This window comes from Modestobacter excelsi (assembly GCF_005930495.1).
Classification (GTDB): domain Bacteria; phylum Actinomycetota; class Actinomycetes; order Mycobacteriales; family Geodermatophilaceae; genus Modestobacter; species Modestobacter excelsi.
On record NZ_SJEX01000047.1, the window covers coordinates 15,572 to 40,732 of the forward strand.

General features: G+C 74.6%; 27 protein-coding genes. 8 read left to right on the top strand and 19 right to left on the bottom strand.

Annotated elements, in window-relative coordinates; translation table 11 throughout:
* The first annotated feature begins 22 nt into the window (after positions 1 to 22).
* Positions 23 to 442, top strand: a complete 420-nt coding sequence (msrB, locus tag FHL80_RS15530) for a peptide-methionine (R)-S-oxide reductase MsrB (protein ID WP_138734293.1) — start codon at positions 23 to 25, stop codon at positions 440 to 442.
* Between the two features lie 255 nt (positions 443 to 697).
* Here the strand turns inward: msrB and hemQ are convergent, their stop codons facing one another.
* The 4 genes from hemQ to hemE are packed head-to-tail and all read right to left on the bottom strand — an operon-like array spanning position 698 to position 4,744.
* Entirely contained in the window at positions 698 to 1,423 is a 726-nt protein-coding gene (hemQ, locus tag FHL80_RS15535; protein ID WP_138734294.1) for a hydrogen peroxide-dependent heme synthase, read from the bottom strand.
* A complete protein-coding gene (locus FHL80_RS15540; RefSeq protein ID WP_138734295.1) occupies positions 1,420 to 2,355 on the bottom strand; it encodes a DMT family transporter in 936 nt (311 codons plus the stop codon). The genes hemQ and FHL80_RS15540 overlap by 4 nt, the downstream gene beginning before the upstream one ends.
* Entirely contained in the window at positions 2,352 to 3,701 is a 1,350-nt protein-coding gene (hemG, locus tag FHL80_RS15545; RefSeq protein WP_138734296.1) for a protoporphyrinogen oxidase, read from the bottom strand. Before hemG ends, FHL80_RS15540 begins: the two co-directional genes overlap by 4 nt.
* Entirely contained in the window at positions 3,698 to 4,744 is a 1,047-nt protein-coding gene (gene hemE, locus FHL80_RS15550) for a uroporphyrinogen decarboxylase (RefSeq protein ID WP_138734297.1), read from the bottom strand. The genes hemG and hemE overlap by 4 nt, the downstream gene beginning before the upstream one ends.
* Before the next feature lie 140 nt (positions 4,745 to 4,884).
* Between hemE and FHL80_RS15555 the strand changes: the two genes are divergently transcribed.
* The 3 genes from FHL80_RS15555 (at position 4,885) to FHL80_RS15565 (ending at position 7,681) form a co-directional block, all read left to right on the top strand.
* Positions 4,885 to 5,508: a DUF3000 domain-containing protein gene (locus FHL80_RS15555; RefSeq protein WP_216870764.1), complete on the top strand. Its 624-nt coding sequence runs from the start codon at positions 4,885 to 4,887 to the stop codon at positions 5,506 to 5,508.
* 125 nt (positions 5,509 to 5,633) lie between these two features.
* Entirely contained in the window at positions 5,634 to 6,344 is a 711-nt protein-coding gene (locus FHL80_RS15560) for a response regulator transcription factor (RefSeq protein WP_138734298.1), read from the top strand.
* 83 nt (positions 6,345 to 6,427) lie between these two features.
* The gene (locus tag FHL80_RS15565) at positions 6,428 to 7,681 is read left to right on the top strand and encodes an HRDC domain-containing protein (protein ID WP_246078711.1); all 1,254 of its coding nucleotides are present in this window, start codon (positions 6,428 to 6,430) and stop codon (positions 7,679 to 7,681) included.
* Positions 7,682 to 7,684: 3 nt separating this feature from the next.
* Here FHL80_RS15565 and FHL80_RS15570 read toward each other — a convergent pair whose 3' ends face one another.
* Positions 7,685 to 8,218, bottom strand: a complete 534-nt coding sequence (locus FHL80_RS15570; RefSeq protein ID WP_138734300.1) for a DUF1697 domain-containing protein — start codon at positions 8,216 to 8,218, stop codon at positions 7,685 to 7,687.
* Between the two features lie 141 nt (positions 8,219 to 8,359).
* Here FHL80_RS15570 and FHL80_RS15575 point away from each other — a divergent pair, with 141 nt between their 5' ends.
* Positions 8,360 to 9,583 (top strand): thiolase family protein, encoded by a 1,224-nt coding sequence (locus FHL80_RS15575; protein WP_138734301.1) that lies wholly within the window; start codon positions 8,360 to 8,362, stop codon positions 9,581 to 9,583.
* Positions 9,580 to 11,664 carry a 3-hydroxyacyl-CoA dehydrogenase NAD-binding domain-containing protein gene (locus FHL80_RS15580; RefSeq protein WP_138734302.1) on the top strand — a complete coding sequence of 695 codons (2,085 nt, stop codon included), beginning with the start codon at positions 9,580 to 9,582 and terminating at the stop codon, positions 11,662 to 11,664. Before FHL80_RS15575 ends, FHL80_RS15580 begins: the two co-directional genes overlap by 4 nt.
* Before the next feature lie 96 nt (positions 11,665 to 11,760).
* On the opposite strand, the gene FHL80_RS15585 is transcribed toward FHL80_RS15580, so the two are convergent.
* The 8 genes from FHL80_RS15585 to FHL80_RS15620 all read right to left on the bottom strand — a co-directional run bounded on the left by FHL80_RS15585 (position 11,761) and on the right by FHL80_RS15620 (position 19,267).
* Entirely contained in the window at positions 11,761 to 12,288 is a 528-nt protein-coding gene (locus tag FHL80_RS15585) for an SRPBCC family protein (protein ID WP_138734303.1), read from the bottom strand.
* Complete coding sequence (locus FHL80_RS15590; RefSeq protein ID WP_138734304.1) at positions 12,275 to 12,604, bottom strand: ArsR/SmtB family transcription factor; 330 nt, start codon at positions 12,602 to 12,604, stop codon at positions 12,275 to 12,277. Before FHL80_RS15590 ends, FHL80_RS15585 begins: the two co-directional genes overlap by 14 nt.
* Before the next feature lie 41 nt (positions 12,605 to 12,645).
* Positions 12,646 to 12,948, bottom strand: coding sequence for a dihydrofolate reductase family protein (locus FHL80_RS15595; protein ID WP_216870765.1), 303 nt, complete (start codon positions 12,946 to 12,948; stop codon positions 12,646 to 12,648).
* Between the two features lie 40 nt (positions 12,949 to 12,988).
* Positions 12,989 to 13,270, bottom strand: a complete 282-nt coding sequence (locus FHL80_RS15600; RefSeq protein ID WP_138734305.1) for a thiamine-binding protein — start codon at positions 13,268 to 13,270, stop codon at positions 12,989 to 12,991.
* Positions 13,267 to 15,189 (bottom strand): 1-deoxy-D-xylulose-5-phosphate synthase, encoded by a 1,923-nt coding sequence (dxs, locus tag FHL80_RS15605; RefSeq protein ID WP_138734306.1) that lies wholly within the window; start codon positions 15,187 to 15,189, stop codon positions 13,267 to 13,269. Before dxs ends, FHL80_RS15600 begins: the two co-directional genes overlap by 4 nt.
* 106 nt (positions 15,190 to 15,295) lie before the next feature.
* On the bottom strand, positions 15,296 to 15,664 hold the full coding sequence (locus tag FHL80_RS15610; RefSeq protein ID WP_138734307.1) for a hypothetical protein: 369 nt from the start codon (positions 15,662 to 15,664) through the stop codon (positions 15,296 to 15,298).
* A gap of 278 nt (positions 15,665 to 15,942) precedes the next feature.
* Positions 15,943 to 17,238, bottom strand: coding sequence for a class I SAM-dependent RNA methyltransferase (locus FHL80_RS15615; RefSeq protein WP_281283486.1), 1,296 nt, complete (start codon positions 17,236 to 17,238; stop codon positions 15,943 to 15,945).
* Positions 17,231 to 19,267 carry an APC family permease gene (locus FHL80_RS15620; protein WP_138734308.1) on the bottom strand — a complete coding sequence of 679 codons (2,037 nt, stop codon included), beginning with the start codon at positions 19,265 to 19,267 and terminating at the stop codon, positions 17,231 to 17,233. The genes FHL80_RS15615 and FHL80_RS15620 overlap by 8 nt, the downstream gene beginning before the upstream one ends.
* A gap of 198 nt (positions 19,268 to 19,465) precedes the next feature.
* Here FHL80_RS15620 and FHL80_RS15625 point away from each other — a divergent pair, with 198 nt between their 5' ends.
* Both FHL80_RS15625 and FHL80_RS15630 read left to right on the top strand, forming a co-directional pair.
* Positions 19,466 to 20,134 (top strand): potassium channel family protein, encoded by a 669-nt coding sequence (locus FHL80_RS15625; protein ID WP_138734309.1) that lies wholly within the window; start codon positions 19,466 to 19,468, stop codon positions 20,132 to 20,134.
* A complete protein-coding gene (locus FHL80_RS15630; RefSeq protein WP_138734310.1) occupies positions 20,134 to 20,802 on the top strand; it encodes a potassium channel family protein in 669 nt (222 codons plus the stop codon). Before FHL80_RS15625 ends, FHL80_RS15630 begins: the two co-directional genes overlap by 1 nt.
* Before the next feature lie 19 nt (positions 20,803 to 20,821).
* Here FHL80_RS15630 and FHL80_RS15635 read toward each other — a convergent pair whose 3' ends face one another.
* From FHL80_RS15635 to FHL80_RS15660, 6 genes are all read right to left on the bottom strand, one after another.
* Complete coding sequence (locus tag FHL80_RS15635) at positions 20,822 to 21,589, bottom strand: DUF3159 domain-containing protein (RefSeq protein WP_138734311.1); 768 nt, start codon at positions 21,587 to 21,589, stop codon at positions 20,822 to 20,824.
* A gap of 79 nt (positions 21,590 to 21,668) precedes the next feature.
* A complete protein-coding gene (locus FHL80_RS15640; protein ID WP_138734312.1) occupies positions 21,669 to 22,082 on the bottom strand; it encodes an OB-fold nucleic acid binding domain-containing protein in 414 nt (137 codons plus the stop codon).
* Positions 22,079 to 22,891, bottom strand: a complete 813-nt coding sequence (locus tag FHL80_RS15645) for an alpha/beta hydrolase family protein (RefSeq protein WP_138734313.1) — start codon at positions 22,889 to 22,891, stop codon at positions 22,079 to 22,081. Before FHL80_RS15645 ends, FHL80_RS15640 begins: the two co-directional genes overlap by 4 nt.
* Positions 22,888 to 23,610: a DUF3710 domain-containing protein gene (locus FHL80_RS15650; RefSeq protein WP_138734314.1), complete on the bottom strand. Its 723-nt coding sequence runs from the start codon at positions 23,608 to 23,610 to the stop codon at positions 22,888 to 22,890. The genes FHL80_RS15645 and FHL80_RS15650 overlap by 4 nt, the downstream gene beginning before the upstream one ends.
* Position 23,611: 1 nt before the next feature.
* The gene (gene dut / locus FHL80_RS15655) at positions 23,612 to 24,136 is read right to left on the bottom strand and encodes a dUTP diphosphatase (protein ID WP_216870766.1); all 525 of its coding nucleotides are present in this window, start codon (positions 24,134 to 24,136) and stop codon (positions 23,612 to 23,614) included.
* A gap of 53 nt (positions 24,137 to 24,189) precedes the next feature.
* Entirely contained in the window at positions 24,190 to 25,074 is an 885-nt protein-coding gene (locus FHL80_RS15660) for a hypothetical protein (RefSeq protein WP_246078713.1), read from the bottom strand.
* Between the last annotated feature and the right edge of the window lie 87 nt (positions 25,075 to 25,161).

Genomic DNA, 25,161 nt, shown 5'->3' on the forward strand with positions numbered 1-25,161 from the left:
GGAGCCGCCGTACCGTGGGTGCATGACCACATCCGCCCACCAGCCCCAGGTCGTCAAGAGCGACGAGGAGTGGCGCGCCCAGCTGTCCCCGGAGGAGTACGCCGTCCTCCGCCAGGCGGGCACCGAGCGGCCGTGGACCGGTGAGTACGTCGACACGAAGACCGTCGGCGTCTACTCCTGCCGGGCGTGCGGCGCCGAGCTGTTCCGCTCCGAGACCAAGTTCGACTCGCACTGCGGCTGGCCCTCGTTCTACGAGCCCTCGGCCCAGGACAACGTCGTCCTCCGCGCCGACACCGCCTACGGGATGCTCCGCACCGAGGTGCTGTGCGGCAGCTGCCACAGCCACCTGGGCCACGTCTTCGCCGACGCCCCCCAGACGCCCACCGGCGACCGCTACTGCATCAACTCGGTGAGCATCGCCCTGGCACCCACCGAGGGCTGACACAGCCGGTTGACGAGGGCCCGTCCTCACCGGGGACGGGCCTTCGCGCTGCCGGGGACGAGTAGGGACCGGCCGCTCCGTCGCGCAGCGACCCCGCGGCGCCCGGCGCGGGGCCGCAGGCTCCCGCAGGGAGTCGCGGACAGCGGCTCCGCGAGCGCGGCGCGGGCCCGGAGGGTCCCGCCGGGAACGCGGGCAGGCCCTCCGCTCAGGCCGGGGACGGCTCCTGATGGGTTGTCATCCGGAGGATGACCATCATCACGGCAGGTCGCGCACCAGCTCCGCGACGTCCTTGCGGGTGCCGGTGTAGAACGGCACCTCCTCGCGGACGTGCCGACGGGCGCGGCTGGCCCGCAGGTCGCGCATCAGGTCGACGATGCGGTGCAGCTCGTCGGCCTCGAAGGCGAGCATCCACTCGTAGTCGCCGAGCCCGAAGGAGGCCACCGTGTTGGCCCGCACGTCGGGGTAGGGGCGGGCCTGCATGCCGTGCTCCTTGAGCATGTCCCGCCGCTCCTCGTCGGGCAGCAGGTACCACTCGTAGGAGCGCACGAACGGGTAGACGCAGACGAAGCGGCGCGGCTCCTCCTCGGCGAGGAAGGCCGGGATGTGGCTGCGGTTGAACTCCGCCGGGCGGTGCAGCGCCATCTGCGACCAGACCGGCTCGAGGTGGCGGCCCAGCGCGGTGCGGCGGAACCGGCCGTAGGCCTCCTGCAGCGCCTCGGGGGTCTCGGCGTGCCACCAGATCATCAGGTCGGCGTCGGCGCGCAGGCCGGCCACGTCGTAGACCCCGCGGACGACGACGTCCTTGCCGGCCAGCTCCTCGAAGAGGGCGGTGACCTCGTCGGCGGCGGCCCCGCGCTGGTCGTCGGCGAGCGGTCGGGCCTTGAAGACCGACCACATCGTGTAGCGGATCTGGGCGTTCAGCTCGTTCGCCCGCTTGCCGATGCTGCGCTCTCCGGTCTGCTCTCCGGTCTGCTCGCTCATGCCCCCATTGTCGCGCGCCGCGCCGTGCGTCGTCCCGGGGGCCGGAGCACCAGGGCCACGCCGACCGTGGTGACGACGACCCCGGCCAGCGACAGCAGCGGCAACCGCTCGCCGAACAGCAGATGGGCCTCCACCGCGGTCGCCGGCGGTACCAGGAACAGCAGGCTGGAGACGCCCGAGGCGCTGCCGCGGCGCAGCAGGAACAGCAGCAGCAGCACGGCGCCGAGCGACAGCGGCACGACCAGCCACACCAGGGCCAGCACGAACTCGGCGGTCCACTCGATCGCCATGTCCTCGGTGAGGCGGGCGACGGCGACCAGCGCGAGGGCCGCGGCCACGTACTGCACGACGGTGCCCGACAGCAGCGGGATGTCGTCGCCGTGCTGCTTCTGCCACAGCGTACCCGCTGTGCCGCACAGCAGCGCCACCAGGCAGGACACGACCCCGACCGGTGGGAGGGCACCCTCCTCCCCCGCGGCGGCCACCAGCCCGGGGGCCAGCACCAGCACCACGCCGCCGACGCCGAGGGCCAGCCCCAGCCACTGCACGGCCACGAGCCGCTCACCGAGCAGCCGGGTGGCCAGTGCCGCGGTGAGCACCGGCTGCAGGCTGGTCACCACCGCTGCCACGCTGGCCGGCAGGCCGGAGTGGATCGCGAAGAAGACGCCGCCGAGGTAGCCGGCGTGCAGCAGCAGCCCGGCCACGCCGGCCCGGCCGACCTGCGTCCGGCCGGCCGGCCAGCCCGACCGCAGGACAGCGGTCAGGACGGCCAGCAACGCGCCGGCCAGCCCCAGCCGCAGCGCCAGGAAGGTGAACGGTTCGGCATAGGGCAGCCCGTACTTGGCGCCGACGAAACCGGTGCTCCACAGCAGCACGAACAGCAGCGGCGCGGCCGCGACGGCCGCGTTCCGCACCCGGGTCGGTGCGCTCACCGGAGCGCGGCGACGGCCCGGCGTGCGTCGCGGATGCAGGCCGGCACCCCGACCCCGCCGTACGCGGCACCGGCGACCGCGAGCCCGGGCACGGCGCCGACCGCCGCGCGGATCGCCGTGACCCGCTGCGGGTGCCCGACCAGGTACTGCGGCAGCCCGTCGACCCACCGGACCAGGTGGGTCTCCAGCGGCTCCGGGCGGTCGAGGGTCAGCAGGCCGGCGACGTCGGCGACCACCGCGTCGGTGAGGTCGGCGTCGTCCCGGCCCAGCGCGGCGTCGTCCCCGAACCGGCCGACCGACGAGCGCACCCGCAGCGCGCCGCCCAGGTGCGGCCACTTCGACGAGGAGACGGTCACGCCCTTGACCAGCCGCCCGGTCACCGGGGGCACGAGCAGCCCGGAGCCGGCCGCCACCGGCTGCTCGGGGAACGCCATCGCGACCACGGCCATCGACGCGTACGGGATGCCCTGCAGCGGCTCGACCGCGCCGGGGGCCAGGTCGGTGAGCAGCCGGGCGGTCGGGGCGGCCGGGGTGGCCAGCACGACGACGTCCGCGGTCAGCGCAGCGCCACCCTCGACGTCGAGCTCGAAGCCGCCGGCGACCCGGCGCAGCGCGGTGACCGCCGTGCCCAGCCGGACGTCGGCGCGTGCCGCGGCGGCCAGCGCGGCCGGCAGCGAGCCGATGCCGTCGCGCACGGTGACGAACACCGGTCCGTCGACGTCGCCGCGGCTGCGGGCGCCGGCGTCCCGGGCAGCGATCGCCGCGCCGAGGACCGACGTCGAGGCCGGCAGCTGCGCGGCCAGCGCGGGCATGGTGGCGGCCAGCGAGAGGTCGTCGGGGCGCCCGGCGTAGACCCCACCCAGCAGCGGCTCGACCAGCCGGTCGACCACCTCGTCGCCGAGCCGGTCCCGGAGCAGCCGGCCCACCGAGACGTCGCCGTCCAGGCGCAGCGGGGGCAGCTCGACCTCGGCGCGCACCCGGGCGACCCCGTCCGGGGTGAGCACGCCCTCCAGGCCGTCGGCCGTGGTGGGCACGCCCTGCAGCGTCCCGGCCGGCAGCGGGAACCGGCCGTCGGGGAGCACGATCGATGCCTGGCTGGTCCGGGCCGGGACGATCTGCTCCGCCAGGCCGAGTGCCTCGATCAGCTCGACCGCCTCCGGCACCCGGGCGAGCACCGCCTCCGGCCCGGTGTCGTACCAGCGGCCGGCCAGCTCGACCCGGTCGAGCTTGCCGCCGATCCGCGGCCCGGCCTCGAGCACGACGACCTCGTCGTCGGGGTGGGTGCGCCGCCACTCCCAGGCAGCGGTCAGCCCGGTGATCCCGGCACCGACCACGACCAGCCTCATCGCGCGCTGAGCTCGTGCACCAGTTCCACGACGTGGGTCAGGACGCCGGGGTCGGTGTCGGGCAGCACACCGTGACCGAGGTTGAACACGTGCCCGCGGGCGGCCCGGCCCTGCTCGACCACCCGGCCCACCTCGCGGTCGACGGTCTCCCGGTCGGCCAGCAGCACCGCGGGGTCGAGGTTGCCCTGCAGCGAGTAGCCCGGGCCCACCCGGCGGGCAGCCTCGTCCAGCGGCACCCGCCAGTCGACGCCCACGACGTCGGCTCCGGCGTCCCCGATCAGCGGCAGGAGCTCCCCGGTGCCGACGCCGAAGTGGACCTTGGGCACGTCCCGCTCGCCCAGGGCGTCGAGGACCGCGCGGGAGTGCGGCAGCACCCGGGTGGCGTAGTCGGTCGCCGAGAGCACCCCGGCCCAGGAGTCGAAGAGCTGCACGGCGGAGGCCCCGGCGTCCACCTGCACCCGCAGGAACGTCGCCGCGCTGACCGCCAGGCGCTCCAGCAGCCGCCGCCACGCCTCCGGCTCGGCGTACATGAACGCCTTGGTCCGGGCGTGCTCCTTGGAGGGGCCGCCCTCGATGAGGTAGGTGGCCAGGGTGAACGGCGCTCCGGCGAAGCCGATCAGCGGCGTGCTGCCCAGCTCGGCGACCAGCCGGCGCACCGAGGTGGCCAGGAACTCGAGCCGGTCGGGCTCCAGCGGGGGCAGGGCGTCGACGTCGGCGGCCGACCGGACCGGGGAGGCGACGACCGGCCCGACGCCGGGCTTGATCTCGATGTCCATCCCGGCCACGACCAGCGGCAGCACGATGTCGGAGAAGAGGACCGCCGCGTCGACGCCGTGCCGGCGGACCGGCTGCAGGGTGATCTCGGTGACCAGGTCGGGGTCCTGGCAGGCCTGCAGCATCGCGGTCCCCGCCCGCAGCGCGCGGTACTCCGGGAGCGACCGGCCGGCCTGGCGCATGAACCAGACGGGCGTGTGATCGACCGGGAGCCCGCGGGCCGCCCGGACCAGGGCGGAGTCGGCGGCCGGACCTGCTGCTGTTCCCACGACCGCCGATCCTCCCAGACGCACCGGACGGCGGCGCGGGCCGTCGGCAGCGGCACGGGAGCTGCACGGCAGGGTCACGGGCAGGCCACAGCGGCGCGTCGGGACGCCACATCCGTCCCACGGCGACCTACCCTGCGCCCGTGGCCCAGCAGCGCAAGCGTCCGGCCGACGGCGTCGAGCCGCCCCTGGCGCAGAAGCCCGCGGAGTTCCAGGCCGCGCTCGAGGCACTGGCGACCGTACGCCCGCCGCCCGGGATCGTCCTGGAGCACATCCCGGCACCCCAGCGGCTGGCCCCGTTCTCGCACGCGATCGGTGTGCACGTCGGCGACCCGGCCGACGAGGAGGAGGAGCTCGCCAGCGGCCGCTTCATCCTGCTGTTCGACCCGGAGGGCCACGAGGCCTGGCAGGGCACCACCCGCTGCGTCGGCTACCTCTCCGCCGGCACCGACTCGGAGATGGTCGACGACAGCATGTTCTCCGAGGTCGCCTGGAGCTGGCTGACCGACGCGCTCGCCGAGCACGGCGCCGGCCACCACGCCATCGGCGGGACCGTCACCCGCACGGCGTCCACCCGGTTCGGCTCGATCGCCGCCCCCGAGCACTCGGTCGACGTGGAGATCCGGGCCTCCTGGACGGCGGAGGGCACCGACCTGGACAAGCACCTGACCGCGTTCCTCACGGTGCTCGGCACCGCCGCCGGCCTCCCACCGCCCGGCATCCACCTGCTGACCTCGAACGGGCAGACCGCCGACACCGGTGCCTAGACTCGTCGGCGTGCTCCACTCGGCGTAACCAGGGATGGGCCGAGTGCGCGGACACGCCGGATCGGGTACCGGGTGGTCAGCTGCTGGCCGCACCCCGCCCGACCGGCCCGACGACGGGAGGCTGCGTGACCCTGGGTCGACCGTGGTCCGACGGCATCCTGTTCGGCCCGCACGCCGGTGCGCTGGTGGTCGACCCCTCCCCGCTGGTCCGCGAGGCGCTCGCCGGCCGGCTGCGCGGGCTGGGCGCCCGGGACGTGGAGGAGGCCGCCTCGCTGGAGGAGGCCAGGGTCCGGGCCCACGTTTCCGGTCCGCGTGCGCTCTGCGTGCTGGAGGCGGACCTCCCCGAGGCCGGGCCCGACGCCGGCAGCCGCGGCGGTGACCACGGACGCGGCCTGGAGCTGCTGCCCACGCTGCGCACCGAGGGGTGGCCGGTGACCGTCGTGCTGACCTCGGTGACCGACCCCGCCGTCGTCCGGTCCGCCTTCCTGGCCGGCGTCCAGGGGTACGTGCTCAAGACCAGCCCGCTGGCCACGCTCGCCGAGGGCCTGCGGGCGGCGCTGTCCGGAGAGGTGTTCGCCGACCCGGGCATCGCCAGCAGCCTGGCCCAGGGGCTGACCCAGACCGGGGTGGAGGAAGCTGTGGGTGAGCTGTCCGCGCGCGAGCGGGACATCCTGCGGCTCGTCGCCGACGGGCACACCAACAAGGAGATGGGCGAGATGGTCGACCTGTCGGCACTGACCGTGAAGAGCCACCTGGCGCGCATCGCGCGCAAGCTGGGCACCGGCGACCGGGCGCACATGGTGGCGCTGGGCATCCGTTCGGGGGTCATCCTCTGAGCGCCGACCAGACTCCCGCCGTCCCGCAGCTGGAGTTCACCGAGCCCACACCCCTGGCCGAGGCCCCCGCGCCGGAGACGCCCGTGGTCGGGGAGCCGGTCATCCAGCCGGTGGCCGACCCGGCGCCGGTGGAGGGGGCGCCGACCGCCGTCCCGCTGCTCGCGCCCCGGGACGGGCTGCTGCCGGTCATCGAGACCTCCACCGCGCTGGTCGCCTACGCCGACGCGCTCGCCGCCGGCAGCGGCCCGGTCGCCGTCGACGCCGAGCGCGCCTCGGGCTACCGCTACGGGCAGAGCGCCTACCTGGTGCAGCTGCGCCGCGCCGGTGCGGGCACCGGGATGATCGACCCGGTGCCGCTGCCGGACCTGTCGGCCGTGCAGGCCGCGATCGGGGACGTTGAGTGGGTGCTGCACGCGGCGAACCAGGACCTGCCCTGCCTGGCCGAGCTGGGACTGGTGCCGACCCGGCTGTTCGACACCGAGCTGGCCGCCCGGTTGGCCGGGCTGCCGCGGGTCGGGCTCGGTGCGGTCGTGGAGTCCCTGCTCGGGCTGTCGCTTCAGAAGGGCCACTCGGCCGCGGACTGGAGCACCCGTCCGCTGCCGGAGGACTGGCTGGTCTACGCCGCGCTGGACGTCGAGGTGCTGGTCGAGCTCCGGGACGCGCTCGCGGACATCCTCGCCGAGCAGGGCAAGACAGAGTGGGCGCGGCAGGAGTTCGAGGCGATCCTGGCCGCCGGCCCGCCGGCGCCCAAGGTCGACCCGTGGCGGAAGACGTCGGGCATGCACGGGCTCCGCAGCCGACGGCAGCTGGGCATGCTGCGGGCGCTCTGGCAGGCCCGCGACGAGCTGGCCCGCCGCCGGGACATCGCCCCGGGCCGGGTGCTGCCGGACACGGCCATGGTCTCGGCGGTGCAGGCCGATCCCAGGACCGAGGGAGCGCTGCTGGACCTGCCGGTCTTCCGGGGCCGGGCCAACCGCAGGCTCGTCGGCACCTGGTTCGGCGCGCTGGTGCGCGGGCGGGAGCTGGCCGACGCCGAGCTGCCGCTGCACAGCAAGCCCGGTGAGGGGCCGCCACCGGTCAACCGCTGGGCCGACCGCGACCCCGCGGCGGCCGCCCGGCTCAAGGCTGCCCGGGCCGCGCTGGCCGAGGTGTCCGAGCAGTGGTCGGTGCCGGTGGAGAACCTGCTCTCCCCCGACCTCGTCCGCCGGCTGATGTGGACGCCGCCGGCGCCCGCGGACGCCGACGCGGTCGCCGCGGCGCTGCGCGCCGGCGGGGCGCGGGAGTGGCAGATCGGGCTGACCCGCGACCTGCTCACCGCGGCGATCACCCAGGCCTGATCCTCAGCGCTGGAGCAGGTCGGCGAGCTTGAGCACGGTGGCCCAGTTCCGCGCGGTGCCGACCGGGCCCGCGGTCTTGGCCAGCGCGGCGGACAGCGGGCTCTGCAGCTGCCCGTGCGGGCACCAGAGGTAGAGCTCGCGGCCGTCGACGGTGTACACGTCGTCCTCGGGGTCGACGGCGGCCAGCCGCTCCTGGACCTCGGCCGGGACGGGCGCGTTCGAGAAGGACACGACGTAGCGGCTCGGGTCGGTGGCGACCGACCCGAGCGGGTCCTTCGCCACCACCGCGAGCAGCTCGTCCCGGGTCCGGACGACGACGGGGACGGCGAACCCGAACCGCCGCTCCAGCGCCTGCTCCACCGAGGGCGCGAGCTCACCGGCCGGTCGGTCGGAGTCGAGGACCACGTTGCCGCTCTGCAGCAGGGTCGCCACCCCGGCGTGCCCTTCCGCGGTCAGCAGCTCGCGGAGGTCGGCCATGGGGATCCGGTGCGCCCGGCCGACGTTGATGCCGCGCAGCAGCACTGCGTACCGGGTCACGTCGCCTCCTCGATGTCGCGGTCCGCAGCCTAGGCGCGCTCACCCCGTCAGGAGGCCCTCTTGGACCTGCGGTTACCAATGGGTAACTTAGGGGCTGCCGCTCGTCCTCGAGCCGGCACCTGAAACGACCGCGGAGGTCCTGTGTCATCTGTAGAGCGGCGGCCACGCCCGTTGCGCGAGGTCGTCTTCGTCGACGGCGTGCGCACGCCCTTCGGCAAGGCCGGCCCCAAGGGCATCTACGCCGAGACGCGCGCCGACGACCTCGTCGTCCGCTGCATCCGGGAGCTGATGCGCCGCAACCCGGCCCTGCCGCCGGAGCGGGTCGACGAGGTCGCCATCGCCGCCACCACCCAGATCGGCGACCAGGGGCTGACCATCGGCCGCACCGCCGCCCTGCTGGCCGGGCTGCCGAAGTCGGTCCCCGGCTTCGCCATCGACCGGATGTGCGCCGGTGCGATGACCGCGGTGACCACCACCGCCAGCGGCATCGCGTTCGGTGCCTACGACGTCGCGATCGCCGGCGGGGTCGAGCACATGGGCCACCACCCGATGGGCGAGGGCGTCGACCCGAACCCGCGCTTCGTCAGCGAGAAGATCGTCGACGGCTCGGCCCTGGTCATGGGCTCGACCGCGGAGAACCTGCACGACCGCTTCCCGCACCTGACCAAGGAGCGCGCCGACGCCTTCGCGCTGGCCAGCCAGCAGAAGTACGCCAAGGCCGTCGCCAACGGCCGGATCGGCCCGGAGCTCGTGCCGGTCGCCACCCGCTCGGCCGAGGCCGGCTGGGGACTGGCCACCGTCGACGAACCGCCGCGGCCGGGCACCACGCTCGAGGGCCTGGCGACGCTGAAGACGCCGTTCCGCCCGCACGGGCACGTCACCGCCGGCAACGCCGCGGGGCTGAACGACGGCGCGACCGGCTGCCTGCTCGCCGCCGAGGACGTCGCGGTCGAGCTGGGGCTGAACGTCGGCATGCGGCTGGTCGGCTACGGCTTCGCCGGCGTCGAGCCCGAGGTGATGGGCGTCGGCCCGATCCCGTCCACGGAGAAGGCGCTGGCCAGCACCGGCCTGTCCATCTCCGACATCGGGCTGTTCGAGCTCAACGAGGCCTTCGCCGTCCAGGTGCTGGCCTTCCTGGACCACTACGGCATCGCCGACGACGACGAGCGGGTCAACCCGTGGGGCGGCGCGATCGCCGTCGGGCACCCGCTGGCCTCCTCCGGGGTCCGGCTGATGACCCAGCTGTCCCGGCAGTTCGCCGAGCGGCCGGACGTCCGCTACGGGCTGACCGCGATGTGCATCGGCATCGGCATGGGCGGCACCGTGATCTGGGAGAACCCGAACTGGGAAGGTGCTGCGACGTGAGTGCAGTGTTCGAGAACGAGGTCGTCACCACTGCGAAGGTCCGGTTCCTGCGGGTCCCCGGGGTGGCCGGGGAACTGGCGCTGATCACCCTGGACAACGGGCAGGACCACACCCGGCCGTCGACGTTCGGCCCCGGCGGGCTCGCCTCGCTGGACGCGGCGCTGGACGAGGTCGCGGCGCGCTCCCCGGCACCTGCGGCCATCGCCGTCACCGGCAAGCCGTTCGTCTTCGCCGTCGGCGCGGACCTCTCCGGTGTCCCGGCGATCACCTCGGGCGATGACGCCCGGGAGATCGCCGAGACCGGGCACCGGGTGTTCCGCCGGCTCAAGGACTCCGCCGTCCCGACGTTCGCCTTCGTCAACGGCGCGGCGATGGGCGGCGGCATGGAGCTGGCGCTGCACTGCCGGTACCGGACGATCGCCAGCACCGCCGTCGTCGCCTTCCCCGAGGTCTTCCTCGGCCTGGTGCCCGGCTGGGGCGGCACGCAGCTGCTGCCGGACCTCATCGGCATCGACGCCGCGGTCGGCGTGATCGTGGACGACGCGCTGGCGCAGAACAAGGTCACCCCGGGGCCGAAGGCAGCGAGGTCGGGGATCGCGGACGCGGTCTTCGAGCCGGCCGACTTCCTGGAGCGGTCGCTGGAGTGGGCGGCCGGCGTGCTCGCCGGCGAGGTGACCGTCAGCCGCACCCCGGTGGACACCGCAGCCTGGGACGACGCGATCGCCCGCGCCCGCGCGGTCGTCGCCGCCCGCACCCGGAACGCCTCGCCGGGCGCGCTGCGCGCCGTGGAGCTGCTCGACCTGGCCCGCGCGGGGGTGGGCGACGAGGCCTTCACCGCCGGCACCGCGGCCGAGGACGACGCGCTCACCGACCTGCTGATGAGCGACGAGCTGCGGGCCGGGCTGTACGCCTTCGACCTGGTCAACAAGCGGGCGCGGCGACCCGCCGGCGCGCCGGACCGGACGCTGGCGCGCACGATCACCAAGGTCGGCGTCGTGGGCGCCGGGCTGATGGCCTCCCAGCTCGCGCTGCTGCTCGTGCGCCGGCTGGAGGTGCCCGTCGTCCTCACCGACATCGATCAGGCGCGCGTGGACAAGGGCGTCGGCTACGTGCACGGCGAGCTGGACGGGCTGGCCGGCCGCGGGCGGCTGTCCCCCGACGCGCTCAACCGGCTCAAGGGCCTGGTCAGCGGCTCGCTGTCCAAGGACGTCTTCGCCGACGCCGACCTGGTGATCGAGGCGGTGTTCGAGGAGCTGTCGGTCAAGCAGCAGGTGTTCGCCGAGGTGGAGGCGGTGGTCTCCGCCGAGTGCGTGCTGGCCACCAACACCTCGGCGCTGTCGGTGACCGAGATGGCCGCCAAGCTGCAGCACCCCGAGCGGGTCGTCGGCCTGCACTTCTTCAACCCGGTCGCCATCCTGCCGCTGCTGGAGGTGGTGCGTGCCGAGCAGACCGACGACGCCACGCTGGCCACCGCCTTCGCCGCGGGCAAGCAGCTCGGGAAGAGCTGCGTGCTGGTCGCCGACGCCCCGGCGTTCGTGGTCAACCGGCTGCTCACCCGCTTCCTCGGCGAGGTCACCGCCGCGGTCGACGCCGGCACGCCGGTCGCCGTCGCGGAGACGGCGCTGGACCCCCTCGGCCTGCCGATGACGCCGTTCGAGCTGCTGTCGCTGGTCGGGCCGCCGGTGGCGCTGCACGTGGCCGAGCGGATGCACGAGGCGTTCCCCGACCGCTTCGGTGTCGGCGAGGGGCTCCGGCGGATGGTCGAGCTGGGCAAGACCTCGGTCTTCTCCGAGCCCGGCGTGATCGACCCGGAGCTGGCCGGCATCGACGCCGGCGACGCGCCCCTCACCGCGGAGCAGCTGCGGTCCAACGCCGAGCGGGCGCTGGCCGAGGAGATCCGGCTGATGCTCGACGAGGGCGTCGTCCAGGCGGTGCAGGACATCGACCTGGCCATGCTGCTGGGCGCCGGCTGGCCGTTCTGGCTGGGTGGCATCTCCGCCCACCTGGACCGGGCCGGCGTCTCCGAGGCGGTCACCGGGGAGCGGTTCCTCCCCCGCGGGGTGGCCTCCCTGCCCGCCTGACTCTCCGGGGTCGTGGATCAGGTGACCTGATCGAAGGCCGTCCCCCCGCACCAGCGTTGGTGCGGGGGGACGGCCATTGGTGCAGGAGGACGCGCCTCAGCTCGTGGTGAAGGACTGGCCGGTCTCGAGCAGCGTCTTGAGGTCGCTGAGGATCCACGGCCAGCCGCCACCGCCCATGTCGCCGAACTCGTTGTCGCCCGACGTCATCGCGGCCAGCGACGGCATGCCGCCCAGCTCGTGGACGACGGTGAGCCGGCAGACGCCGTCCTCACCGGGACCCTCGATCTCCCAGGTCAGCCGGCTGAAGCCCTCAGCGGCCGCGGTCGGGTCCATGAGCATCCGCCAGGTCTGCACCAGACGCCGCGGCGGGTCGATCTCCTGCACCTCGCCGTCCACGATGACCTCGGGCAGGTCCCAGCCCATGGCGGCGGAGGCCTGCTTCATCTGCTCGCTCGCGTGCGAGACGTACGAGCCACCCGGGCGCAGCTCGTAGTGCCCGGGTGCGCCGTAGCCGTAGCGACCGTTCCACTCCGGGTCGGTGATCGCCTGCCAAATCCGCTCCGGGGTGGCCTTGATGTACACGCGGTGCACCTGGGTGGTCCGCGCCGTCTCAGCGGTCGTCATCTTCGCTCTCCAACTCGTTCTTGAGGTCGACGAGCGCCGCGACGTGGCGCTCCGTGTACTTGTCGATCCACCGGTCGTGGACCATCCGGATGGGCACCGGGTCGAGGAAGTGCAACTTCTCCCGGCCCGACCTGCGGGTCACCACCAGCCCGGCGTCCTCGAGCAGGCGCAGGTGCTTCATGACGCCGAACCGCGTCATCTCCACCTCCGCCTCCAACTCGCCGAGGGTGCGGCCGTCGCGGGCGAACAACAGGTCGAGCAGGAACCGGCGGGTGGGGTCGGCCAGGGCCTTGAAGACCAGGTCGTCGTCCGCCATGCGCCGATCATATGTGACCAAAAGGTCACATGTCAACGGGGTCAGGAGCGGAGGACGTCGTAGCTCGAGTGGGTCGCCGTCGAGGTGGCGACCACGGTCCGCTGCACCAGCGTGCGCGGCGCCCCGCCGGTGAACAGGGGTGTGCCGGCGCCCAGCAGGACGGGCCCGAGGTGCAGCGTCAGCCCGTCGACCAGCCCCGACGACCGCCGAGCCGACGGTGGCGCCACCGCCCATGAGGACGACGTCAAGCTCCCTGCCGGTGCCCAGACCGTTGTCCGGCCGGGGTCGGGCCCGGTGACGAAGCCGTCGAGGGAGAACGGGATGTCCGCAATGATCCGGGTCATGCCACGGCAGACCCGGCCGGCCGAACTCATCGCCCCCGCGTCAGCGGAACTTGGCGGTGAGGCTGTCCATCGTGCGGTCCACCGTGGCCACCTTGAGGTGCGAGATGCCGCTCGTCGCGCCCGCGGCCAGCATCGCCTCGTGCGCGGCGCGGAGGGTCGCCCAGACGGCGTCCGCGTCCCCCTCGAGCGTGGTGCCGAGCGCACCGACCTCGTGGCGGAGCCCGGAGCCCTGGATGACCGCGATGGCCGCCTCGACGTGGGCGTGCGGGTCGTCCGGGGTGCCCGGAGGGGACGGCGCCACCTGGATCTCCGCGATGATCACTGCTGGCCCTCGGCCCGCTGCGGGACCTCGGGGGCGGTGGCCGAACGGTCGGCGACCCGGGCGGCCCACTCGACGATCCGGCGGGCGACGTCCTGCTCGGTGAGGCCGACGTCGGCCAGCACCTGCCCGCGGCTGCCGTGGTCGAAGAACCGCTGCGGCAGGCCGAGCGTGCGCACCGGCACGTCGTGGTCGGCGTCCTGCAGCGCCTGGGACAGCATCGACCCCACACCACCGGTCCGGCCGCCGTCCTCGACGGTGACCACCAGCCGGTGGCCGGCGGCCAGCGCCACGAGCTCCTCGGACACCGGGAGCACCCAGCGCGGGTCGACGACGGTGACCTCGATGCCGTGGTCGGCGGCCCGCTCGGCGACGGCCAGGCACATCGGCACCAGCGAGCCGACGGCGACCAGCAGCACCTCCGGGGTCGCTCCCCGGCGCAGCACGTCGACCCGGCCGCGGCGTTCCAGCGCCGGCACCTCGACCGGCAGCGCGCCCTTGGGGAACCGGATGACGGTCGGGCCGTCGGTGACCGCCACCGCTTCCCGCAGCGCCTCCCGCAGGGTGGACTCGTCCCGCGGGGCGGCCAGCTGGAGGCCGGGCACGATCGAGCAGATCGACATGTCCCACATGCCGTTGTGCGAGGCACCGTCGGAGCCGGTGACGCCCGCGCGGTCCAGCACGACGGTGACCGGCTGGCGGTGCAGCGCGACGTCCATCAGCAGCTGGTCGAAGGCGCGGTTGAGGAACGTCGAGTAGATCGCGACGACGGGGTGCAGCCCGGCCATGCCGAGGCCGGCGGCCGAGGTGAGCGCGTGCTGCTCGGCGATCCCGACGTCGAAGGTGCGCTCCGGGAAGCGCTCGGCGAAGGACGCCAGGCCGGTCGGGTGCAGCATCGCGGCGGTGATCGCCACGACGTCGGAGCGCTCGTTGCCGATCCGGACCAGCTCGTCGGAGAAGACGTCGGTCCACTCCGGCCCGGCCGCCGCCGAGGACAGCCCGCTGTCGGGCTCGAAGACGCCGGTGGAGTGCCAGGCGTCGACGGTGTCCGTCTCGGCCGGCGGGTAGCCGAAGCCCTTGGTGGTGACGGCGTGCACGATCACCGGCCCGCCGAAGGACCGGGCCCGGCGGAGCGCGGACTCCATCATCGCCACGTCGTGGCCGTCGACCGGGCCGACGTACTTCATGCCGAGGTCCTCGAACATGCCCTGCGGGCTGAGGACGTCCTTGAGGCCCTTCTTGATCGCGTGCAGCGCGTCGTAGAGGGTCGTGCCGACGACCGGCGCCTTGTGCAGCGCCTGCCGGACGGCGGCCAGCGCGTCCTCGTAGCCGGGCCGCAGCCGCAGCGTGGCCAGGGCGTCGGCGACGCCGCCGATGGTCGGTGAGTACGAGCGGCCGTTGTCGTTGACCACGATGACGACGGGGCGGTCCTGCGCAGCGGCGATGTTGTTCAGCGCCTCCCAGGCCATGCCGCCGGTGAGCGCGCCGTCGCCGATGACGGCGACGACCGGACGCGGGTCGCCTCGGACGGCGAAGGCCTTGGCCAGCCCGTCGGCGTAGGACAGCGACGTCGAGGCGTGGCTGTTCTCGACCCAGTCGTGCTCGCTCTCGGCGCGGCTGGGGTAACCGGACAGGCCGCCGCGCTGGCGGAGCTGGGCGAACCCGTCCAGCCGGCCGGTGAGCAGCTTGTGCACGTAGGCCTGGTGCCCGGTGTCGAAGACGATCGGCTCGCGCGGGGACTCGAAGACCCGGTGCAGCGCGATGGTCAGCTCGACCGTGCCCAGGTTCGGGCCCAGGTGACCGCCGGTCTTGGCGACGCTGGTGACCAGGGCGTCCCGGATCTCCGCGGCGAGCGCGGGCAGCTGGTCGGGCGCCAGGGCCCGGAGGTCTGCGGGCCCGGTCAACGAGCGGAGCAACGACACGACGGAGCAGGGTCCTCTCGAGGTCGGCGGCGTCAGGGAGGGCGCAACCGGTGGGAAGACCCACTGTAACTGCGAACCGGCGACCTGCCCTGACGAGCGGGGACGCTCAGAGCCGGGGCACCCACCGTTCGCCGCGCAGCGCTCCGGCGACCACCTCCACGCCACGGGCCGCCCGGGTCAGCCGGGCGCCCTCCCGCTCGTAGGCGCTGATCGCCGCCTCCATCGCGTCCGGCGGCAGCTGGTCGGCCAGCTCGACGCGCACCGTTCGCCAGCCCGCGCGGGCCGCCTCCAGCCCCGCGGCGACGTGGTCGGCGGCGAACCGGGCGAGCAGCACCGGGTACCGCCGCAGCACCTCGTGCGCCCGGTAGTCGTGCGGTACGAGGTCGTACAGCCACGCGACCGCCGTGCGCTCCCAGTCCGGGGCGCCGGGCGGCGCGACCTCGTCCGGCCAGCCCGGGGGCAGTGACACGTCCACCCGGTCAGTGTGGGCCCCCACCGGCGGCTGCTCGACACCGGATCGCACACGTGTTCGATCCGTGACCCGCCGGTGCCGCGCTGTGCGGCCCCGGCTGTCAGCAGCCGGCGGGGCAGTGCAGGTGGGTCAGCCGGAACAGCCGGTCCGACGAAGCGGGCACGGTCGGCGACGGTGTGCAGGTGCTCTTCCGGCGGCACGGGCATGGTCGGGAGGATTCAGCGCGGCCACGACGCGGGCCCGTTGGTTCCAGCACGCCGGGGTTCCGGCACTCCCCCGGGTCAGGCGGGGACGAGCAGCGCCACGCACTCCACGTGCGCGGTCATCGGGAAGCAGTCGAACGCCCGCAGGGCCTCGAGCCGGTACCCGGCGTCGGCCAGGACGGCGACGTCCCGGGCCAGCGCCGCAGGGTCGCACGCCACGTAGACGACCGCCCGGGGCGCGGCACCGGCGATCACCCGGCTCACCTCGCGGCCGGCACCGGCGCGCGGCGGGTCCAGGACGACGACGTCGGGCCGGCCCAGCTCGCCCAGCAGCTCGGTGAGCCCCGGGGCGTCGACGTCGCCCTGCCACACCTCGGCCTGCGGCAGGTCGGCGAGGTTCGCGTCGGCCGCCGCGCACGCCGCGGCGTCGGACTCCACGCACACCACCCGGCCCTCGGCGCCGACCCCGGGGGCCAGCGCACCGCCGAACAGGCCCGCGCCGGCGTAGAGGTCGAGCACCGTCTCCCCCGGCCGCACGCCGGCGACGGCCGACACCGCTCCGACCAGGGCGTCGGCTGCGGCCGGGTGCACCTGCCAGAAGCCGGTGCCCTCGACCTCCCAGTCGCGCCCACCCGCCGAGCGCTGCGCCCGCCCGCCCGGCTCCTCCGGGACATCGGCGCCGGGCCGCAGCACCCGGGTCGAGGTGGCCTGCCCCCGTCGGTCCAGCCGCGTCGTCGTCACCACCCCGGCCGAGTCGACGGCGACGTCCACGGCGCCGGCACCCGGCCAGCGCCTGCCGAGCACGGCGGCAGCCGCGGGCTCGACGGTGATCGGGCAGTCGTCGAGCGGCACGACGTCGTGCGAGCGGTGCCGGCGCAGCCCGGGGGCACCGGTCCGGTCGACGGCGAACCGCGCCCGGGACCGCCAGCAGAGCGGCCCGCCGGGCAGCGCCTCCACCGTGACGGGCAGGTCCACCCCGGCCAGCCGGGACAGCTGCTCCCGGACGACGGCGGCCTTGAGGGCCAGCTGGCCGGCGTGGCTGACGTGCTGCCAGTCGCAGCCGCCGCACTTCCCGGGCCCGCTGTAGGGGCAGGGCCGCTCGATCCGGTCCGGCGCGGCCTCGAGCACCTCGACGGCGTCGGCACGGCAGAACCCCGCGTGCCGGTCCTCGGTCACCTCGACGACCACCCGCTCGCCCGGCAGCGTGTGCCGCACGAAGACCACCCGGCCCTCGTGCCGGGCCACGCAGTGCCCACCGTGCGCCACCGGCCCCACGGCCACCTCGAACCGCTGGCCGAGCCAGTTCGGCCCCCGTTCAGCAGCCCGCCGCGAGCGTGCGAGTGGTGGGGGGAAGGGGGATCCGTCGTCAGCCATAGGGGGTCTGCTCCGCCTCGTCGGTCAGGCCGCGGCGCAGGTCGCCCGGCGCGGGCCCCGATCCGTCGATCCTGTGGTCCCGGTCCAGCGAGCTCTCCAGCTGCCACGGCACGCTGGTGATCATCACGCCGGGCTGGAACTGCAACCGGGTGCGCAGCCGCAGCGCGCTCTGGTTGTGCAGCAGGTTCTCCCACCAGTGCCCGACGACGTACTGCGGCACGAAGACCACGACCAGCTCCCGCGGGCTGGACCGGCGGATGTCCCGGACGAAGTCGAGCACCGGCCGGGTGATCTCCCGGTACGGGGAGTCGATGACGGTCAGCGGCACCGGGATGTCGTAGCGCTCCCAGTCGGTCTGCAGCGCCCGGGTGTCGGCGTCGTCGACGTTGACGGTGAGCGCGGTCAGCACGTCGGGCCGGGTCGCCCGGGCGAAGGCCAGCGCGCGCAGCGTCGGCTTGTGCACCTTGGACACCAGCACGACGGCGTGCACCTTGCTGGGCTTCAGCCGCACGTCGCTGTCGGGCACGAGCTGGGCGGCGACGTGGGAGTAGTGCCGGTTGATCGACCGCATGAGCAGGAAGATCAGCGGCATCGCGGCAATCACGATCCACGCGCCGCCGACGAACTTGGTCACCACGACGATCACCAGGACGACGGTGGTCAGCGACCCGCCGATGGCGTTGATCACCCGCGAGCGCTGGACCCGCCGCCGCGCCAGCGGGTCCGTCAGGCTGCGCAGCTCCCGGTTCCAGTGCCGCACCATGCCCCACTGGCCGATCGAGAAGCTGGTGAAGACGCCCACGATGTACATCTGGATCAGCTTCGTGGAGTCGGCGTCGAAGACGACCAGCAGCAGGACGGCGAACCCGGCCAGCAGCAGGATGCCGTTGCTGTAGACGAGCTTGTCCCCGCGCGTGTGCAACTGGCGGGGCATGAACCGGTCCTGCGCCAGCACCGAGCCGAGCAGCGGGAAGCCGTTGAAGGCGGTGTTGGCGGCCAGGATGAGGACCAGCGCCGTGGCCGCCTGGATGTAGTAGAAGCCGATCGAGTCGGGGCCGCCGAACGTCGCCGCGGCGACCTGGGCGACGACGGTGCGCTGCGGTTCGGTGGTGCAGTTGGCGAACCCGATCAGGTCGCAGGTGTTCTCGACGTACTTGACGTCGGAGAGCAGGGCCAGCGCGGTCACCCCGGCGAACATCAGCGCGGCGATGCCGCCCATGAGCGCCAGCGTGGTGGCCGCGTTCCTGCTCTTCGGCGGGCGGAAGGCCGGCACGCCGTTGGCGATCGCCTCCACCCCGGTCAGCGCGGTGCAGCCGGAGGCGAACGCGCGCAGGGCGAAGAAGACCAGCGCCAGCCCGGCCAGCTGGCCGTAGCCGGACTCGGGCTCGATGCCGTAGCCCGCGCTCTCGGCGACCACCCGGTCGTCGAGCACGAAGTCGCGGAGCAGCCCGGTGGCGATCATCACCACGATGCCGCCGATGAACAGGTACGTCGGGACGGCGAAGGTCTTCCCGGACTCCCGCACCCCGCGGAGGTTCGCCGCCACCAGCAGCGCGATCAGGGTGATCGCGATGCCCAGCCGGTGCTCGTCCAGCCCGGGGAACGCCGAGATGATGTTGTCGGTGCCGGAGCTGACCGACACCGCGACCGTGAGCACGTAGTCGGTGAGCAGCGCGCTGGCCACCACCAGTCCGGCGAACTGCCCGTGGTTCTTCATCGCGACCTCGTAGTCGCCGCCGCCCGAGGGGTAGGCGTGCACCACCTGGCGGTAGGACAGCACCACCACGGTGAGCAGCAGGACCACGGCCGCGGCCAGCCACGGGGCGAGGAAGAGGAACGACGTCCCGGCCAGCGTGAGGATCAGCAGGATCTCCTGCGTCGCGTAGGCGACGGAGGACAGCGGGTCGCTGGCGAAGATCGGCAGGGCGAGGTGCTTGGGCAGCAGCGACTCCCCCGCCTTGTCACTGCGGACGGGGCGGCCGAGGACGAGACGCTTCGGGAGTTGTCCGAGGTCGGACAGGGTCGGCACGGCGGCGATGGTACGGACGTCGGAGCCCCCGGTGCGCCGACACGGGGCAACCTCCCTCACAGCAGCACCCGGACGGGTGTCCGGTGCGCCCGGCGGCGGATCCCGGGCCCTCCGCCGGGTGTACGTTCGCGCGCGGTGGGCCCCGCCGGGCGCGGGGCGGCACGCTCCTCGGACTGACCGACAGACAGGGTGGAACAGGTGCACGTGGTCGTGATGGGCTGCGGCCGCGTCGGCTCGCAGATCGCCCGGCGGTTGGAGGCGATCGGCCACAGCGTCGCGGTCATCGACCAGGACGCCGAGGCCTTCCGCCGGCTCGGCCCGGAGTTCGGCGGCCGCCAGGTGACCGGCCTGGGCTTCGACCGGCAGACCCTGCTGGACGCCGGGATCGACTCCGCCGGCGCCTTCGCGGCGGTGAGCAGCGGCGACAACTCCAACATCATCAGCGCCCGGGTCGCCCGGGAGACCTTCGGCGTCGAGCACGTCGTCGCCCGCATCTACGACTCCAAGCGGGCCGAGGTCTACGAGCGGATGGGCATCCCGAGCGTCGCCACCGTGCCCTGGACGGTCAGCCGGCTGCTGCGCGAGCTGCTGTCGGTCAAGGTCTCCGAGATCTGGCGCGAACCGACCGGCAAGGTCCTGCTCATGCGGGTCACCGTGACCGACGGCTGGGTCGGCCGCCCGCTCACCGAGCTGGAGAAGGCCTCCGGCGCCCGGGTGGCGTGGCTGGTCCGCTTCGGCGAGGCCCAGCTGCCCACCGCGACCACCGTGCTGCAGACCGGTGACCACCTGGCCGTGGCCACCACCGACGAGAACACCGACCGGGTGCACCTGGCCGTCGAGCAGGGACCGTCGGGAGGGCAGCACTGATGCGCGTGGCCATCGTGGGCGCCGGCGCGGTCGGCCGCTCCATCGCCGCGGAGCTGATCGGCAACGGCCACGCCGTCATGCTCATCGAGAAGAACGGCTCCCGGGTCAAGCCCAAGGCGGTGCCCGGCGCGGAGTGGGTCCAGGCGGACGCCTGCGAGGTCACCTCCCTGGAGGAGGCGCAGCTGGCCAGCTGCGACGTCGTCATCGCCGCCACCGGCGACGACAAGGCCAACCTGGTCGTCTCGCTGCTGGCCAAGACCGAGTTCGCGGTCAACCGGGTGGTCGCCCGGGTCAAGGACCCGCGCAACGAGTGGCTGTACACCGAGGCGTGGGGCGTGGACGTCGCCGTCTCCACCCCGCGGGTGCTCGCCGCCCTCGTGGAGGAGGCGGTGACCGTCGGCGACGTCGTCCGGCTGATGAGCTTCCGCAAGGGCGCGGCGAACCTGGTGGAGATCACCCTCGCCGAGGACACCCCGTGGGTGGGCCGGCCGGTGCGTGACGTGCCGCTGCCGCGGGAGACGGTGCTGACCACCATCCTGCGCGGCGAGCGGGTCATCAACCCCGACCCCGACGAGCCGCTGGAGGCCGGGGACGAGCTGCTGTTCGTCACCCACGGCGACATCGAGGAGCAACTGCAGCAGGTCATGTGCCCCGACGGGATGTGTTGAGAGGACCCCTGCACGTGCGCTAGGCGGCGGGGCGCTCCTCTGCGCCGGGCTCGTCCGCAGCGGGTTCCTCGGCGCGGTGGCGGTGGAGCCGGGAGACCACCCAGAGGGTCACCACCAGCTCGACCGCGGTGAGCGGCAGGCCGAGCACCAGGGACGACGTCCCGAGCAGGCCGACGGAGTCGCGCAGGTACAGGACCCACTGGACGACGGCACGGAGCAGGAACACCCCACCCCACAGCACGGTGAGCCAGCCGTAGGCGCGCAGCACCCGCGGGTCGTCACGCCAGTGCTGCTCGGCCGGCGCGTCCGGCTCGCGCTCCGCCCCGGCCTCCGCGCCGGTGGACGCCTCGGCCGGCTGCGCCCGCAGCCGGTTGCGCAGCGAGGGCAGCCGGTGACCGGACATGGCGCCGAGGTGGCTGGGCGCGAGGAACTCCGCGACCACCCCGACCAGCGGCCAGCGCACCAGCAGCGAGCCCAGCAGGACGACGCCGATGGCGGCGTTGCGGACGATGCCGAGCACGAAGAAGTCGCGCGCCTCACCGGTGCGCGCGGCGATCACCACGGCCACGGCGACCGCGAACAGGCCGCTGATCGCCTGCTGGATGCTCTCCTTGCGGACCAGCCGCAGCAGGAAGACCAGCACCGCGGCGACGACGGCCGCCCAGATGCCGACGGTGAGCCCGCCGATGCCGTTGGCGACGATGAAGGCGATGGTCGGCAGCGAGGCGTCGACCATCCCGCGCCAGCCACCCAGCTGGTCCAGCACCAGGTGGCGGTCGAAGGTCATGCCCCCGCCCTGCGACGTCCCACCCGGTGACGTCCCGCTCACCGCAGGCTCCCCCCGTGCCGCCCCGGTGCGCCCGAGGTCACCCGGCGCTCAGCTCGTACCAGGGGTTGTAGATGACCCGACGGCCCTCGAAGGCCGCGAACCGGCCGCGGGCGGTGAGCCGGCGACCGGGCTCGATCCCCGGGATGCGGCGCCGGCCGAGCCAGACGAGGGTGACCGAGCCGGAGCCGTCGAACAGCTCGGCCTCCAGGGTCGGCACCGTCTCGCGGGGGGTGTAGACGACCGACTTCAGCCGGCCGGTGACGGTGACCACCTGCCCCTTGCGGCAGGCGCTCAGCGGCGCGCAGCCGGCCGAGGCGACGTCGGACTGCAGCTCCTCGGCATCGACGGTCTGGTCGTCGGCGGTCAGCTTCTGCAGCTTGCGGGACAGCCAGCCGCGGGCGCCGGGCTGCGCGCCCTGCCCTGCTGCGCTGTCGGTCCTGGTGGTGGTCACGATCCCAGGGTAGTGCTGTCCAGGGCGGCTGGGCGGCGTGCGGTCAACCACTCCAGGGTGCGTCGCCACGCCTCGCCGGCGACGTCGATCACCACCATGTGGTCACCCGGCACGACGGTCACCTCGACCCGGTCGCCGGCGGCTGCGGCGGCCGCCGCGTACCGCTCGCTCTGGTCCAGCGGGACGGTGGTGTCCGCCTCCCCGTGCACGCACAGCACCGGTACGCCGGTGGGCAGCAGCCGCACCGGGTCGGCGGCTGCGTAGCGGTCCGGCAGCTCCTCCGGCGACCCGCCGAGGAACTCCACGGCCGCCCCGCTGCCCAGGTCCGCGGCGACCGCGGCCGTCAGGTCCAGCACCCCGGCCTGGGACACCGCGGCGGTGACCGCCACCCGGGGAGCAGCGCCCGGCGCGCCTGCGGGCAGCCGGCTCCGCCCGGCCGCCCAGGCCGCGAGGTGCCCGCCGGCGGAGTGGCCGACCACGGTCACGTCGGTGAGGTCCAGCCGGGCGGCGACGTCCTCCTCCAGCAGGCCGGCGTCGGCGAGGGCGTCGATCGCGGCAGCGACGTCCTCGAGGGTGGTGGGCCAGCCCCCACCGGCGCCGACCCGGCGGTACTCCACGGCGACCGCCGCCCAGCCGCGGGCGGCCAGGTCGGCGGCGAGCGGGCGGGCCAGCTCGACGCCGTAGCGGGCGCGCCAGAAACCGCCGTGCAGGACGACCACCACCGGCGCCGGGCCCTCGCCGGCCGGCAGCGAGACCTCCAGGAACTGGTCGGGGCCGGGACCGTAGCCGGTGACCACCGGGCCGGTCACGCCGCACCGCCGCTCGGCGGGGTCACGGTGCCACCCGGACGACCGGCGGCCTGCTGCCGGGCGACCTGGGCGGCGGCCTGCGGCGGCAGGGTCAGCGGCAGCTGGTCGCGCACCGGCATGGCCGCCGCCCCACGGACGACGACGACCGCCCGGAACGCCTCCTCCAGTGCGGTCGCCTGCTCCGGGTCGGCGGCCGCCGGTCCGGTGAGCATGCCGCGCAGGAACCAGCGCGGGCCGTCGACGCCGAGGAAGCGGGCCGGCCGGCGCACCGGCCTGGGCGGGGCCGTGGCGCCCGGCTGCGCCGGGCCGGGCAGCAGCACGGTGCCGGCCAGCTCGGTGCCGAAGGGGCCCTCGACCTCCGTGAGGGACGCGCCCTGACCGCTGGCAGTCCGCGCCAGCTCCGCGCGCACCTCGTCCCAGAGGCCGCCCGCGCGGGGCGCGGCGAAGACCGACAGCTGCAGCATCGACTCCCCCGACCGCAGGCTCGCCCCGACCACCTGCTGCTGGGGGTTGACGTCCACCCGCAGCTCCATGCCGCTCAGCGCGGGCAGTCGCAGCGCACCCAGGTCGATCCGGGCGAGCCCGTCCGCCGGGGCGTCCGCGACGTCCCAGGGGCCGTCGGTCTCGGTCTCCTCGCGCTGCCGCACCTGCGGCTCGGGAGGGACCCCGCGCTCACGCAGGCTCCGGTCGATGCGGTTGCGCCGGCGTCCGAACGGCATGTCAGACCCGTCCTTCCAGTGCTGGGGGAGAGGGTGCGGCGAGCACCGCCGCGCCGCCCGTGGAACCGTGCCCGCCGCTGCCCCGGTCGCTGCCCGGCAGCTCGGCGACCGGCACGAACCGGGCCCGCACGACCGGCTGGACGACGAGCTGGGCGACCCGGTCCCCCCGGCGCAGCCGGATGGTGGACACCGGGTCCAGGTTGACCAGGTTGACCTTGATCTCGCCGCGGTAGCCGGCGTCGATCGTGCCCGGTGCGTTGACCAGGCTGAGACCCAGCCGGTGCGCCAGACCCGAGCGCGGGTGCACGAACCCGGCGAACCCCTCGGGGATGGCCACCGCGACCCCGGTGCCGACCAGGGCCCGCTGGTGCGGTGCGAGCTCCACGTCCTCGGCCACGCACAGGTCGGCCCCGGCGTCGCCGGGCAGCGCGTACGCGGGCAGCGCCGCGTCCGGTCCGCTCAGCAGCACCGGCACGTCGACCGCCGCGACGGCCGGCGCCGCGGGATCGGAGGAGGCAACGGGCACGGCGGCGAGGCTAGCCGCGCCGCCCGGGTCGGTGGAGGGCAGCCGGAGCCGGGTCAGTGCGGCAGGGAGGACGGCGGCAGCCCGAGCTCGTCGCGCAGCTTGTCGGCGAGGACGGTGGTCGCCTTCTTGTTGGCGCGCGCGGCGAGCGTGGCCCCCAGGAGCAGCGGCGCCATGGACGTCGTGCTGCGGGCCAGCCGCCGGGTCACCTGGCGGCGCATCGCCGCGGCGGTGGCCGTGCTGATGACGCCGAACAGCCCGCCGGAGCCGGTCCGGCCCACGGGCCGCTGGGTGGTCCAGCTGGTCAGGTAGGCCCGGGCCCGCCCCGCGGGGTCACCGGGGGCGCGCTGGCCGGCCAGCTCGTGGAGCTCCCCCACCAGGACGACCTCGACAGCTGCGACCAGGACCGTCTGCGCGCCGAGCTCCAGCGGGACGGCGATCAGCGAGGGCGGGGCGAACCACTGCGCGGCCGTGAGCCCACCGGCTGCCGCGCCGATGCCGCCGGTCAGCCTGGTGGCCCGGGCGACGAGGGCGTCGGCGATCTCGGCGTCGGAGGAGCCCGGGTAGGCCCGGCGCAGCCGGTCGCGGTCCCGGATCGGCAGGCGGGGGGCGGCGGCGTCGAGCAGGTCGGTCAGCACCCCGCCCGGCGCGGCGCTCCGCTGACCGCCCGTGCCGGTGGACGTGCTCGTCCGCTCCTCGCCGCTGGGGTTGGCGGCCGAGCGGGCAGCGGCGGCAACGGCGGAGATGACGTCGGTGAGCACGCCGGAGGCTGCCCGGGCACCGGCGGTCGTGCGCCGGGCTCCGGTCGGCTGGTCGGCCGTGGCGTCCCGGCCGAGCAGCCCGGCGACGGCGTCGGCCAGCGCGCGGGCAGCCGGACCGAGGCCGGTGTCGCCCCCGACGACCTCGCCCTCGACCGCTTCCACGGGCCGGGGCGGTGGCACGTCCCGAGGCTGTGCCGACCTGCGCGACTGCTCCGTCATCGAGTTCCCTCCGTCAGTGACCCGTACCCAGGACGGTTCCCCTCCCAC